At 71.1% G+C, this 13,334-nt stretch carries 10 protein-coding genes; 7 read left to right on the forward strand and 3 right to left on the reverse strand.

All coding sequences use genetic code 11. The features are described from left to right. The 3 genes from GA0070558_RS34210 to GA0070558_RS32785 all read left to right on the forward strand — a co-directional run. Positions 1-290, forward strand: a 290-nt coding sequence (locus GA0070558_RS34210; protein ID WP_141722197.1) for a transposase family protein, incomplete at its 5' end; no start/stop codon positions are given. Positions 291-299: 9 nt separating this feature from the next. Beyond that, entirely contained in the window at positions 300-1,568 is a 1,269-nt protein-coding gene (gene pglX, locus GA0070558_RS10765; protein ID WP_256091867.1) for a BREX-2 system adenine-specific DNA-methyltransferase PglX, read from the forward strand. 196 nt (positions 1,569-1,764) lie between these two features. Next, on the forward strand, positions 1,765-2,568 hold the full coding sequence (locus tag GA0070558_RS32785; RefSeq protein ID WP_141722198.1) for a hypothetical protein: 804 nt from the start codon (positions 1,765-1,767) through the stop codon (positions 2,566-2,568). Between the two features lie 56 nt (positions 2,569-2,624). Here the strand turns inward: GA0070558_RS32785 and GA0070558_RS10775 are convergent, their stop codons facing one another. The 3 genes from GA0070558_RS10775 to GA0070558_RS10785 form a co-directional block, all read right to left on the reverse strand. Then, a complete protein-coding gene (locus tag GA0070558_RS10775) occupies positions 2,625-3,524 on the reverse strand; it encodes an SWIM zinc finger family protein (RefSeq protein WP_141722199.1) in 900 nt (299 codons plus the stop codon). A 65-nt stretch (positions 3,525-3,589) separates the two neighbouring features. Beyond that, positions 3,590-3,793, reverse strand: a complete 204-nt coding sequence (locus tag GA0070558_RS10780) for a DUF397 domain-containing protein (RefSeq protein WP_091278186.1) — start codon at positions 3,791-3,793, stop codon at positions 3,590-3,592. A 23-nt stretch (positions 3,794-3,816) separates the two neighbouring features. Continuing rightward, positions 3,817-4,671, reverse strand: a complete 855-nt coding sequence (locus GA0070558_RS10785; protein WP_091278189.1) for a helix-turn-helix domain-containing protein — start codon at positions 4,669-4,671, stop codon at positions 3,817-3,819. Positions 4,672-4,818: 147 nt separating this feature from the next. On the opposite strand from GA0070558_RS10785, the gene GA0070558_RS10790 reads away from it, so the two are divergent. The 4 genes from GA0070558_RS10790 (at position 4,819) to brxD (ending at position 13,308) form a co-directional block, all read left to right on the forward strand. Beyond that, positions 4,819-5,337: a hypothetical protein gene (locus tag GA0070558_RS10790; RefSeq protein ID WP_091278191.1), complete on the forward strand. Its 519-nt coding sequence runs from the start codon at positions 4,819-4,821 to the stop codon at positions 5,335-5,337. Between the two features lie 83 nt (positions 5,338-5,420). Then, complete coding sequence (locus GA0070558_RS10795; protein WP_218106981.1) at positions 5,421-9,179, forward strand: DUF6079 family protein; 3,759 nt, start codon at positions 5,421-5,423, stop codon at positions 9,177-9,179. Beyond that, the gene (gene pglZ, locus GA0070558_RS10800; RefSeq protein WP_091278193.1) at positions 9,176-11,992 is read left to right on the forward strand and encodes a BREX-2 system phosphatase PglZ; all 2,817 of its coding nucleotides are present in this window, start codon (positions 9,176-9,178) and stop codon (positions 11,990-11,992) included. Before GA0070558_RS10795 ends, pglZ begins: the two co-directional genes overlap by 4 nt. Then, positions 11,989-13,308: a BREX system ATP-binding protein BrxD gene (gene brxD, locus GA0070558_RS10805; RefSeq protein WP_091278195.1), complete on the forward strand. Its 1,320-nt coding sequence runs from the start codon at positions 11,989-11,991 to the stop codon at positions 13,306-13,308. Before pglZ ends, brxD begins: the two co-directional genes overlap by 4 nt. Positions 13,309-13,334: the final 26 nt, after the last annotated feature.

The raw sequence follows: 13,334 nt of genomic DNA on the forward strand, positions 1-13,334 counted from the left end.
TGCGAGCGGCCGGCACCGACCTGCGACCCCTCGGCGACCTGGGCTACGAAGGCGAGTCCACCACCATCACCGTGGCGTTCAAGAAACCGAGGAACAGCCGCCTCACCACCATCCAGCAGCAGTTCAACAAGGCCCACAACAGCCTGCGAGCCATCGGCGAACGCGGAAACTCCCTGCTCAAGACCACCTTCAAGGCGCTGCGCAACATCAGCCTCGACCCATGGCGCATCGGCAAGATCGTGGCCGCCGCACTCGTCCTGCTCCACACCGAACACGACCGCACCACATGACCACCTCTTGTGATCAGAACATTGCGCGGAATGGCTCAGTGCCTGACGGCCGCGAGCCCGGCGGCGGTCGCGGCCGAGGAGACGCCTACCGCCGAGCGCCTGGCCGACGCCGAGCGCGAGTGGCATTCGCTCCGGGGCCGGATGATCGCACTTCAGGAGGAGCTGGACTGGCAGGTCTATGCGCAGTACGGCCTGCTGCCCGAGGAACTGACCGCCCCGGCCCGTTCCGTGCCGGAGTTGAGCCTCGGTGAGCGGGCCTTCGAAATCGTGCTCGCTCGGAAGGTGAAGGAGGGCAGCGCCGACACGCAGTGGTTCGTCCGGCACGGCTCGACGCCGATCACCGAGCTGCCCGATCACTGGTCGCCGGAATACCGGGCCGTGGTCCGGAAGCGGATCGAGGTCATCGAGTCGAACCGCTACCTCGCGCTAATCGAGCGACCGGAGTGCAAGCGCCGCTGGGCCACCCCAGGCTGGGACAAGCTGCTCGACGCCGCACTGCGGAATTGGCTGCTGGACCGGTGCGAGGCGCGGGAGCTGTGGTATGCCCCGGACGAGAACGGCAATCCGCAGCCCCGCGCACTGTCGGTGGCCGAACTCGCCGACGAGTTGAGCCGCGACCCGAACGTCCTCGCCGTGGCCGCCCTCTTCGACCCGAGCCGGGAACTGCCCAGGATCCTCGCTGACCTTATCGACGGCGAGCATGTCCCGTACCTGTCGAAGCTGCGTTACACCGCCAGCGGCCTGACGAAGCGGGCCGAGTGGGAGTTGGTCTGGGAGAAGCAGCGCCAGGAGGACGCCGCCCCCGACGAGCCGACCCGGCAGGCGATCCGCAAGACGATCCCGGTGCCGCCGAAGTACAAGCCCGTCGACTTCCGGAAGAACAGCTACTGGTCCAACCGGGGAAAGCTCGACGTGGCCAAGGAACGCTTCGTCTCCTACCCGGGCGCGGGGCGGGCGGGTGACCCCTCACTCCTGATCGGGTGGGCCGGCTGGGACCACCGCGATCAGGCGCAGGCTCTCGCCCTGCTCATCGTCCAACGTCAGGAGGCGGACGGCTGGACGGCAGAGCAGTTGACGCCGCTGCTGGCCGGGCTGCACGAGGTGCTGCCCTGGGTCCGCCAGTGGCACGGGGAGATCGACCCGGACACCGGCGAATCCCCGGCGGACGCCTACAGCGGCTTCCTGGACGAACGGCTCAACGACCTCCACCTCACCGAGGCCGACCTGACCGGCTGGCAGCCGCCGGCCACCCGTGGCCGGCGGCACCAACAGACCTGATCGCCAAACAACTACGTAAACGGCGAATAAGGGAGATGAGTCCAAGCAGGTCAATGGATCGATGTCGGCGGCCCTGTTGAGCAAGCCAATGTCGGGCCTACGACTCCGACTTGCGGCGGAACCCTATACGCCTGGAAGCTACTGCCGCGGAGGTTTCCGTCAACCGTTCGTAGGTACGACTTCCAGGGGGCACAGGATGCAAGCCGAAGCCAGTAATGCGCAGGAGCACATCTGCGAAAACTGTGGCGTGATCTGCGTACCACAAGGTGACGGCTGGATCCATCCCGAGCCGTGGGCCACCCTCAAGTCCCGTCGCGTCTGCGACAACCCGAAGGAACTACGTCCTGCCAACCCGCGCGAGATCAAGAACGGCGCGATGCAGTCGCTAAAGCGGGATCGCTGGATGATCGAAGAGCAACTCGCCGCGCTTGTCGTGCCCGAGGGATCGCTTATACGAGTGGGTGTCGTCGGCTGTTATGCCCCGACTCCTGAGGCGACCATTCACCCTCGCGGTTGGGGCTACCTCGCCAGCGACGGCCACTACGGTCTCGGGGCAACCACCACAACCCGCCGCTACGACGGACCTGGAGAACTGGCCGCTGAGCTGCGTGCATTGTTCTGGGCCCTGCGCAGGCTGCTGCCCCGCTACCGCCTCGAAGTGCTTACCGACTATCCGGAGATCAGGGAACTGATGAATGCTTGGCGGCGCGGCAATGTCGAGGCCATCCCACCTGGCTACGACTCGGAGCGACGCGACTCCGGACGCGAGGCCAAGCTAAGCCGGGCAGCTCGGACTGTGCATCTGAACGCCGACCGGGTCGTCGTCGAGGTCGTCGAGAACTACGCCGACACGCCGCTTGGTCTAGGTGCAGACAATCTCGCCCAGATCGGCTGGAAGTGGTGCTCCGGCAAGCTACACAAGGGCGACGCCAAGGACAGAGGGCTCGCCGCAGCCGCCCAGCATCTCAACGTCGCCCCGGCATTGCTGTCAGGAGACTGACCGTCCGACAGCCGGCCAGCAATCCGCTGCATGCAGCGCGGGTGTTGTGACGGATATCAGCGGCGATTCCGCAGCGCCTTGACCCGTTGGTGCCCGAGCACGGCGAGATAGTCCCACGGCTCGTCGAGGCAGGAGTCGACCTCGGCCGCCTCGATGATCTCGGCGAGCCGGGCGGCCAGTTCGTCAGGGTCCGGCTGCACCTGCTCGCAGAGCTGGACGTGGACCGCCCGGAGCGCGCCGCCGATCTCGGCCGGCTCTTCCTCGTACGTCTCCCAGGCGTCGTAGAGGTAGCCGGAGAGTCCGTCCCACGCGCGGGCGGCGCGCTCGACCAGCAGCAGTGTCTCCTCGGTCGGCGGTCGTTGGGCAAGCATCTCGACTTCCTCGACGATCGCCCGCCCGGCCTTCTCCACGTCGTGCAGATCCCAATGGTTACCGCTGGTCGCCTCGTGGGCCAGGTTGTCGATCGTGCGACGGATGTCGTTCAGCTCGGCGGCGGTGAGGGACGCGAGCTGACCGGCCTGTGCCCGCAACCTGCTCTCCAGCACGCGATCCGTGGCCGCCCACTCGGCGACCAGCAACGCCAGCCGTCGGGCGGGGATGTTCCGTGCGAGTTCGACCAGCCCAGCGACCCGGGGGTCGACCGCCAGGGCCGACGGTGGCGTGGCCGCCGAGGACCAGGCGAGACCTTCGTCCAAGGCAGCGAGCGTGAGGGCCACCGCGTGCGCGCACAGCCCCGCGCCGTCCGGGCAGTCACACTCGGCGGTGAAGCCGTCCGCCGTGATGCCCACCCAGACCTCAAGCGGTGGCTGCCCGGCCTCCCTGACCACGCCGGATGCTCCCCCGCCGGCCGGCGCGAACTCCACCGGCTGACCGGCTGCCCGCAACTTGTCCGCCGCTGCGCAGGCCACGAAACCGGCCGCGTCCCGCAGGGCTTCGATGTCGATACTTACCGCCATCCGGCCATCTAACCGGGTGTGGGTGATGCCGCCCGCATCAGGGCGGCGATCAACTCGGCGAGGGATCAGCCGCGCAGGCCGCGCCGCAGGCCGACGACGAACGACGACCAGGCGTCCCGGTCGAAGAGGAGCGCAGGGCCACCCGGGTCTTTGGAGTCCCGCACCGCCAACGCGGAAGAGATTTCGGCCACCTCTACACAGTCAGACCCATTTGCACTGCTACGCGAACTCTTACGCCACGTCACGTTCGCAAGGTCGGGCGAGGTCATCGCAGTGCTCCTCAGGCCAAGACTCAGTCTTGAAGCTCGGCGCAGATCCTGACGAGGAAGTCAGCAGACTGGTCAGGGTCAAGCGCCTTCGCACGTAGGTGGTCGAAGACGAGTCTATATCGCGATACCTGCTGATCCTCCTCCAGCAGGAGTGTGTTGGTGTCGTTGTCCACGTAGACGATGGTCGGGTCGAGCGCCGCCTCCGCGTAGTCAAGGATCGTGAAGGCACCACCCATCGAAGCGTGCGCGCCCGCAGCGAAGGGCAGCACCTGCACCTCAACCGTCGGCAGTTGACATGCCTCGACAATGCGCGCCAGTTGAGCACGCATGACCTTGGCACCGCCGACGACCCGCCGAATCGCAGCCTCGTCCAGGATGATCCAGAGCTTCGGCGGCACATCCCGCGCAAGCAGGACCTTCCGAGCTTGACGCGCCGCGATGACTCGATCAACTTCCTCCTTGCTGGCGGCGGTCCGCCCTGCGTGGATGATCGCCCGCGCGTACTCCTCCGTCTGCAACAGCCCGGGAACGTAGAGGCTCTGGAACGTGCTGATCGCCGTCGCCTCCGCCTCGAACCCCACATAGTCGTCGGGCAGGACATCGCCGTACGCGCTCCACCAGCCCTTCTGTCGCGCCTGGCGCGCAAGACTGGCCAACGCATCCCGCTCCTCGGGCGACGCCTCATAGAGATCCAGAAGCTTCCGCAACCCGTCCGAGGCGACCCCGCTATGCCCCTGCTCGATGCGGATCACCTTCGCTCGATGCCAGCCCACCGAGCGAGCAACCTCATCGACCGTCAACCCTCGCTGAGCGCGCAGGCGTCGCAGCTCACGACGCAGTCGACGCGCACGAATCGTCGGGCTTGCAGTCGATGCCATAGCAGACCTCCGTAGGACCACGGTTGGGGACATAGAACCAGACAGCACATCTGAATGCCATCTAACATCCTTCACTGCTACGTTGCAAGATCGCCTGCCGTGGTGCACGCTCAGTGTTCGGTAACTCACCGGAGTCCGGAGGTAGTGGTGACTGAAAATCAAGCGTCGCAGTGGTCCGAGTCCGACTTTCATCGTGAGCTGGCGGCCATGCTGGACGGGGCCGACGTGTCCGAGCGGGTCCAGGCCGCCATCGCGCACGCGCTGACGAAGCCGGACGCGCTCTCGTCGTACGTCAATTCCCTGGTCACCCGCTACACGACGGACCGCGAGCGGGGCTCGGGGCGCAACCGGCCGCCCGCCGGGGCGTACGAGATGCACCGCCGGTGGACGCTGCACCTGTCCTACCTGGCGCCCGACCTGCGGGAGGCCCGCGACCAGGCCGTCGTCTACACGGAGGGCCTGACGATCCTGCGCCCCGAGCTGCCCGCGAGCGCCGCACTGCTGTCCCGGGCCGATGCCTGGAACCACGTCGAGCCGGTGTTCTGCGGCCGGACCGGTCCCGACGGCGAGGTCTGCATGGATGTCACCGGGCATCCCGGCTTCCACAGCGCGGCCGGCATCGGCGGGCTCTGCTGGGGCGACGGGGACAGCGGGGCGGGCCAGTGACGGCTCCGCCGCGCCCGCGGGTATCACCGCGGCTACGCGCGCGGTTGGTGGCCGCCGGCATCCGTTCCGCTACGGTGTTACGCATGCTGGCACCGCCCTCTCAACCCCTCCTCCGGGACTTCATCGAAATCCCCGACCCCAGGGCCACCAGCGACAGCGACTACGTGCTCAAGCTCGCCGACGGGATCAGCGACGCCGAGCAGACCATCAACGAGTACGTCATCCCGCCGAGTCTGGCCGACAACTTCGACCAGGCCCTCGGGCTGATCTCCACCGCCCTGTCCAGCGGCGCGTCCCGGGCCGCCTACCTGCACGGCTCGTTCGGCTCCGGCAAGTCCCACTTCATGGCGGTGCTCCACGCGCTGCTGCGCGGCGACCGGGCCGCCCGGGACCGGGACGAGTTCGCCCCCCTGCTGGCCCGGCACGACTCGTGGCTGGCCGGGCGGAAGTTCCTCCTCCTGCCATACCACCTCATCGGGGCCAAGTCGCTGGAGCAGCGGGTGCTCGGCGGCTACGTCGAGCAGGTCCGCCGGCTGCACCCGGACGCCCCGATCCCGGCGGTGCACCGCACCGACGCCCTGCTCGAACAGAGCCGACGCCTGCGCGAGCAGATCGGCGACGAGGCGTTCATCGCCGGCCTGCCGCAGGGCGAGGACGAGTGGGGCGACTCCTGGGACCCGGCGCAGCTCGACGCGGCCTTCGCCGCCGCCTTCGACGACGACGGACGCCGCCGGCTGGTCCGCGACCTGCTCGGCACCTGGCAGCAGGGCTTCTTCCGCAACGCCATGGAGGACGCCGAGGGCTTCGTCTCCCTCGACCGCGGCCTCACCGAGATCGCCCAGCACGCCAAGGATCTGGGCTACGACGCGCTGGTGCTCTTCCTCGACGAGCTGATCCTCTGGCTCGCCAACTCCATCGGCGACCAACAGTTCGTGGCCCGGGAGATCCAGAAGATCACCAACTTCGTGGAGGGCAGCGACGCCCGCCGGCCCATCCCGGTGGTCACCTTCATCGCCCGGCAGCGGGACCTGCGCGACCTGGTCGGCCACGAGGTCACCGGGGCCAGCGAGCTGGGCTTCCAGGACACGCTCAACCTGGCCAGCGGCCGGTTCGACGTGATCACCCTGGAGGACCGCAACCTCCCCGAGATCACCCGCCAGCGGCTGCTCAAGCGGATCGGCGGCGACGGCGGGCCGGCCGACCAGGCGATCACCGAGGCGTTCGAGCGCCTCAGGCGGGTCCGCGACGACGTGTGGACGACGCTGCTCGGCACCGACACCGGCAGCGGGGCCGATCTGGAGTCGTTCCGCAAGACGTACCCGTTCAGCCCGGCCTTCGTCTCCACCCTCGTGCACGTCTCCAGCGCGCTGCAACGCTCCCGCACCGGGCTGAAGCTGATGCGGCAACTGCTCATGGACCGCCGCGACGACCTGCGGCTCGGCGAGCTGATCCCCCTCGGTGACCTGTTCGACGTGCTCCGCAGGGGCGGCGACCAGCCGTTCACCGAACGACTCAAGGCCGAGTTCGAGACCGCCCAGAAGCTCTACGAGGGCAAGCTGCGCCCATACCTGCTGGACCGACACCGGCTCACCGACGACGACCTGGCCGCCGCCCGCCACGGTGGCACCCCCAACCGTGAGCTGGCCGGCCGGATCAGGGCGTTCACCGGCGAGGACCGCCTGGTCAAGACCCTGATCCTGTCCGCGCTGGCCCCGTCCGTGCCGGCGCTGCGCAACCTCACCCCCCGCAAGCTGTCCGCGCTCAACCACGGCAGCATCACCAGCACGGTCCCGGGCGGCGAGGTCGGCCAGGTCCGACGGCGCATCGAGGACTGGGCGTCCCGGTTCGGCGAGATCAAGATGCTCGACGGCGACGGGGTGCGCCTCGACCTGATCGGCGTCGACGTGGAGAGCGTGCTCAACAACGTCCGGCATCTCAACACCCCCGGCAACTGGCGCGCCCTCGTCAAGCGGCTGCTCTGGAAGGAACTCGACGTCGCCGAGACCAACCAGGACTGCGACCAGGCGACCCTGGTGTGGCGGGGCAGCCGCCGCAGCGTCGAGATGATCTATGGCAACGTCCGCGACGAGAAGGACCTGCGCGACGACGCCTTCCACCCGTTCGTCCCCACCGCCTGGCGGATCGTCGTCGACTACCCCTTCGACGACGGCGGCTACCACCCCTCCGACGACCGCAGCCGGGTCCAGCAGTTGCGGTCCCGCTTCACCGACCAGGTGCTCTGCTGGATCCCGGCGTCGCTGACCACCGCCCGCCAGGCCGACCTGGGCCGGCTCGTCGTATTGGACAACTTGCTAAGTGGCCACCGGTTCGACGCGGCGGCCAAGCACCTCAGCGAGGACGACCGGCGGCGGGCGCACGCCACCCTGACCAGCCAGCGCGACGCGCTCCTGGTTGCGGTCACGGGGGTGCTCAAGCAGGCCTACGGGCTGGCCACCAAGAAGCCCGAGGACGTCGTGCCGACGTACGACGAGCATCTCATCACCCTCAGCAACGGGCCGACGCCGACGCTGCCGGTCGGGGCCCGGCTGGCCGACGCGCTGCGCGACGTCGCCGACCAGCTCCTCCAGCAGCAGTACCCCGCCCATCCCGACTTCGACCCCGACCGGCGCGGCGAGGCGCTGAAGCCCGCCGACCTCCGGACGGTCCTGGAGTACGTCCGACGCGCGGTCGAGGCACCGGACGGGCGCACCGAGGTGGAGAAGAAGGACCGGGCGGTGGTCCGCCGGATCGCCAACCCGCTGCTGCTCGGCGAGATGCACGAGGCCGCATTCGTCCTCGGCCGGCACTGGGTGGAGCACTTCCAGCGCCGGGCCGGTCAGGAGGGCATCGACGGCGACCTGCGGGTGGCCGACCTGCTGCGCTGGCTCGACGACCCCCGCCCCCAGGGGCTCGACCCGCTCGTCGCCCAGCTCGTCCTGGCCAGCTTCGCCGAGCAGACCGACCGGACGTGGATCCGGCGCGGCGGCGGTGTCGTCACCCCGCAGCCCGAGCTGACCGCGATCACCGGGGAGCTGGCCCTGCGTACGCCGCAGCGGCCGGACCCGGCGGACTGGACGGCGGCCCGCGAACGCGCCATGCACCTGTTCGGCTTCATGCCGCCCGACCTGGCCCGGGGCCGGCTGGTGGCGATGTTCGTGCAGGACCTGTCGAAGCGGGCCCGGTTGCACCGTAACGCCGCGCACCGCCTCGTCGAGGAGCTGGAACACCAGGGGCCGCGCATCGGCCTCGACCCCCGGTCCGGTGACTGGCCCCGGCTGCGCACCGCGCAGGTCGCCGCCGACCTGCTCGACGGGCTGGACTCGCGGCACCAGGACATCGACATCGTCCGGCAGCTCGCCCGAGCCGAACTCGGCGGGCCGCCCCAGCGCGCGGGCCGCAGCATCCGCAGCGCCGAGGAGGTGGGGCACGCGCTGCGCGAGGCCCCCTGGGACACCTTCGGGCTCCTGACCGAGCTGGACGAACGATGGACGGCCGAGGCCACGGAGATCCTGACCGCCCTGCGGCAGGCCCTCCGGGACGACGAGCTGACCACCCCGCTGACGGGCGCGCTCGGCAAGGCGCGCAGCCGGGCCAACGACCTGCTGCGCCGGGCCACCCGTCGAGCCCCCCGCCCCACCCTCGAACAGCCGCCCGTTGCCCCGCCCGAGGGGGGCCACCACCTCGATGTGATTCTCACGCCCGACGGCGCGGGCCCCGAGGAGCACGGCGCTACTGTCCTGGCCTCCGACGACGACCTCGACGCCGCGGTGGAGACGATCCGCGCCCTGGCCCGGCAGCACCCCGGGCGGAGGATCGAGCTGCGCTGGCGGATGTTGCCGTGACGCGTACGACCGAGGAGCCGGTGGGCCGGGTCGCCGCCCGGCCCGCGGCGTTGCCCGTCAACCCCGGCGCGCTCGCGCAGCGGATCGGTCAGCAGTTCCGCGCCCACCCGCCCCGGGAGGGGCCACCGCCGGTGGTGCTGGTCGCCGCAGCACCGGTCTGGCCCCACGACCCGGTGCTGGCCGTCGGCGGGGACCGCCGGGTCCGGGTGGTGCCCTGCCCCTCCGTGCTGGCCGTCTGGGAGCAGGTGGCGCTGCCCCACGACGACCCGACGGTGTTGCTGACCGACGTGCCCCAGCACGAGCTGGGCATGGGCATCCTCAGCCGGGTGTTCCGGCGACGCGTCATCCACCTCGACCCGTGGGCCCTAGTGGCCGAGTCCTTCGGCGCCCGGCACGTCGACTCCCGGTTGGTGTCGCTCCCCTGGGCCGGGACGGCGCTGGTCGAGGCGATGCCGGCGAAGGGGTGGCCCCGGCTCACCGGCACGGTGCTGGAACGGGACACGGCGCTGCGTCACCTGGCCGCCGAGCGCCTGGGATTGGCGCGGCTCGGCGTCGAACCCGACGATCTCGACGTCACCGGTCTGCTCTGGTGGACGACCCTGCCCGGGGCGGCCGACCTGCTCACCTCGCTGCCCGAGGCGGAACGAGCCGGGCTGGTCACCTGGCTGACCGAGGTGTTCGGCGCACCGCTGCGGGCGCTGTCCACCCTGCTCGCCGTGGACCGGCTCGCCGACGCGATGCCCCTCGGCCTCGTCTGCGAGGCGCTCTGGTCACCTGCGGTCGGCGCCGATCCGGACACGCTGCGCGCCCAGGGGCGCGTCGAGCAATACTTCGGCAGCCCCCCGTTGCCCACCGCCGTGGTCACCTCCTTCGCCGCCGCCACCGACCGGGCGACGGTCGACCTGCTCCAAGCCGCCGCGCGGAACGACGCCTGGCTGCCGTCCGCCCGGCAGGCGAGCCACGCGGTCCTGGACCGGGCCGAGGAACTGCTGACGATGTTCGGAGCGCAAGAGCCGGGTCGGACGAGTCGCATCCTGCGCACCGGGTTCACGCACCGCCTCGGCGCGGTGGCGACCACCGTGCAGGCCGCGCTGCGCGCCCTCGATCACGCCGACCGGCAGCCGGAACGGGTCCCCGCCGCGCTGGACGCCGCCCACGCAGCGATTGCCGCGCTGGAGAGCCACCACCTGTCGGGTAGCTATCCGCACCGCGTCGAGCGGGCCCGGATGGTGCTGCGGCTGCTGCGCTGGCTGGCGACCGACGCCAATCAGCCCACCGGAGTCGCCGACGGCATCGAACGGCAGGTCGCCGAGTGGGGCTGGGTCGATCTCGCGCTCGAACACGTCTGGGCCGGCGACGACGCCCACCCGGGACTCGGCCGGGCCTACCGGGCCGTGCACGACCGGGCCCGCGACCGCCGCCGGGACTTCGACGGCGTCTTCGCCGAGCAGCTCGCCCGCTGGACCAGGGACGGCAGTCCGGACGGTCGCCTGCTCACGGTGGAGACGGTGCTCCCCCGGGTCGTCGCGCCCGTGGTGCGCGAAAGCACCCGGCCGGTGCTGCTCGTCGTCATCGACGGCATGAGCGCGGCCGTCGCCGCCGGGCTCGGTGCGGAACTCGCGACCCTGGGCTGGGTGGAGTACGACCCGCTCGGCGGGACGCGGCGGCGGGGAGCCGTCGCCGCCCTACCCACCGTGACCTCGGCCTCCCGCGCGTCGCTGCTGTCCGCCGCGCTTAGCGAGGGTGACCAGGCGACCGAGCGGGCGGCGTTCCGGCAACATCCGCTGTGGCGGGGCCGTCGGGCGGAGCTGTTCCACAAGGGCACGGTGCACGGCAATGCCGGCGAGGTGCTGCACGAACGCCTGGTGCAGGCGCTCAGCGAGGTGGACATGCTGGTCGGCGTCGTGGTCAACACCGTGGACGACGCGCTCGACCACGGCCGGGAGAGCGCCGACGCCGGCTGGCAGCTCGCCAATCTCGGCCCCCTGCGTACCCTGCTCGACCACGCCCGCTACCACGGGCGCGCCGTGATCATCACCAGCGACCACGGTCACGTGCTCGAACGCGACGGCGAGCAGCGGACCGTCGTCGCAGCGGCCTCCGCGCGGCACCGCACCGACCCGACGCCGCCCGCCGACGGCGAGGTGGAACTGGTCGGCTCGCGGGTGGTCGCCGACGGGCAGCGGGTGGTGGCGCTCTGGGATGCGGGGCTGCGTTACCTGCCACGCCGGGCCGGCTACCACGGTGGGGCGTCCCTGGCCGAGGTGACCGTGCCGATGCTTGCGCTGCTCCCGCTCGGCGCAGCGGCCCCGACGGGTTGGCGTCCCGTCGCCGCCCAGGAGCCCCCGTGGTGGACGGCAACGGTCGCCGGGCACGAAGCGCCGCCCCCGCCCCGGCCGGCTCAGGATGGGCGGGAGCGGGCCGGACGGAAGCCGAAAACGACCGTCCCGCCGCGCGACACCGCCGCGTTGTTCGACCTCCCGGCGGCCCCGGATGTCCCCTTGCTGGACCGGCTGTTCGCCTCGGAGATGTTCGACGCCCAGCACGCCCTGACTCCGCGCCGGGTGCCGATCGGCAAGATCCGGGGAGCCCTGGCGGCCCTGATCGACAACAACGGCGTGCTGCCCACCGTACTGCTCGCGGAGCGGGCGGGCGAGCAACCGGGCCGCGCCAACGGCTTCGTCGCGACGCTGCAACGGATCCTGAACGTGGACAACTTCCCCGTGCTGTCCCAGGTCGACGACGGTCGCACCGTGCGGCTCGACGTGCCGTTGCTGTGCCGCCAGTTCGGGGTGCCGGAGGAACGCCGGTGAGCCAGCAGGTCAGTGCCGCACGACGTCGCCTCGTCGTCGACGCGCTGCGGCGCGGCGCGGTTCCCGAGTCCGGCCTCGACCTGCTGGCGGTGGGGCTCGACCGCTTCAGCGGGGCGATCAGCGAGGAGATCGAGACGGTACGCACCGGCGGCGCGGTGTTCAAGGCCGTGCGCGGCGAGTACGGCTCCGGCAAGACCTTCTTCGCCCGCTGGCTCGCCGAGCAGGCCAAGCGCGCCAACCTGGCCACGGCCGAGGTGCAGGTATCGGAGAACGAGACGCCCCTGCACCGGCTGGAGACGGTCTACCGGCGGCTCATCGAACGGCTCACCACCGCCACGTTCCCGCCCAGCGCCCTGCGGCAGATCATCGACGCCTGGTTCTACGCCTTGGAGGAGGACGCCCTGGCCGCCGGGGACCTCGATCCGGCGGACGAGCAGGCGGTCGGGCGCGTCGTCGACGATCTGCTCGCCCAGCGGCTGGCCCGGGTCAGCCGGACCGCCCCGAGCTTCGCCATCGCGCTGCGCGGCTACCGCACCGCGCTCGCGGCGGGCGACGCCACCGGCGCCGAGGCGGTGCTCGCCTGGCTCGGCGGGCAGCCCCACGTCGCGGCGGCCGCCCGCCGACACGCCGGCGTACGCGGCGACCTCGACCACTTCGGGGCGCTCGGCTTCCTCCAGGGTTTGCTGGCGGTGCTCCGCGACTGCGGCTACGCCGGCCTGCTCGTCGTGCTGGACGAGGTGGAAACCCTGCAGCGAGTCCGCTCCGACGCCCGGGACAAGGCCCTCAACGCCCTGCGGCAGCTCGTCGACGAGGTGCACGCCGGTCGGTTCCCCGGGCTGTACCTGGTCATCACCGGCACGCCGGCCTTCTACGACGGCCCGCAGGGCGTGCAGCGGCTGGCGCCCCTGGCCCAGCGGCTGGCCACCGACTTCCCCGCCGATCCCCGCTTCGACAACCCCCGCGCGGTGCAGCTCCGCCTGCCCGGGTTCACCGTCGACTCCCTGGTCGAGCTAGGCCGACGGGTGCGCGACCTGTTCGCCGCCGGCTCCCCCGCCGAGGAGCGGCTGCGGGCCGTGGCCGACGACGCCTACCTGGCCGACCTGGCCCGCGCGGTCACCGGGCAGCTCGGCGGCCGGGTCGGGATCGCGCCCCGGCTCTTCCTGAAGAAGCTCGTCGCCGGGGTGCTCGACCCGGTCGAGCTGTACCCCGATTTCGACCCCCGCCGGGACTACGCGCTCACCCTCGCCCCCGCCGAACTGACCGACGTCGAACGCAACGCCACCCGGGCCGACGACATCGAGCTGGAGTTGCCGTGACAGCCGCTGCGGCTCCCGCGTGACCG

This window comes from Micromonospora haikouensis, from assembly GCF_900091595.1.
In the GTDB taxonomy this organism is placed as follows: Bacteria; Actinomycetota; Actinomycetes; order Mycobacteriales; family Micromonosporaceae; genus Micromonospora; species Micromonospora haikouensis.

What these genes read in the sequence shown, in the direction of transcription:
- GA0070558_RS32785 (WP_141722198.1), top strand. Translation starts at nt 1,765, where the DNA reads ATGCAAGCCGAAGCCAGTAATGCGCAGGAGCACATCTGCGAAAACTGT.
- GA0070558_RS10775 (WP_141722199.1), bottom strand. Translation starts at nt 3,524, where the DNA reads ATGGCGGTAAGTATCGACATCGAAGCCCTGCGGGACGCGGCCGGTTTC.
- GA0070558_RS10780 (WP_091278186.1), bottom strand. Translation starts at nt 3,793, where the DNA reads ATGACCTCGCCCGACCTTGCGAACGTGACGTGGCGTAAGAGTTCGCGT.
- GA0070558_RS10785 (WP_091278189.1), bottom strand. Translation starts at nt 4,671, where the DNA reads ATGGCATCGACTGCAAGCCCGACGATTCGTGCGCGTCGACTGCGTCGT.
- GA0070558_RS10795 (WP_218106981.1), top strand. Translation starts at nt 5,421, where the DNA reads ATGCTGGCACCGCCCTCTCAACCCCTCCTCCGGGACTTCATCGAAATC.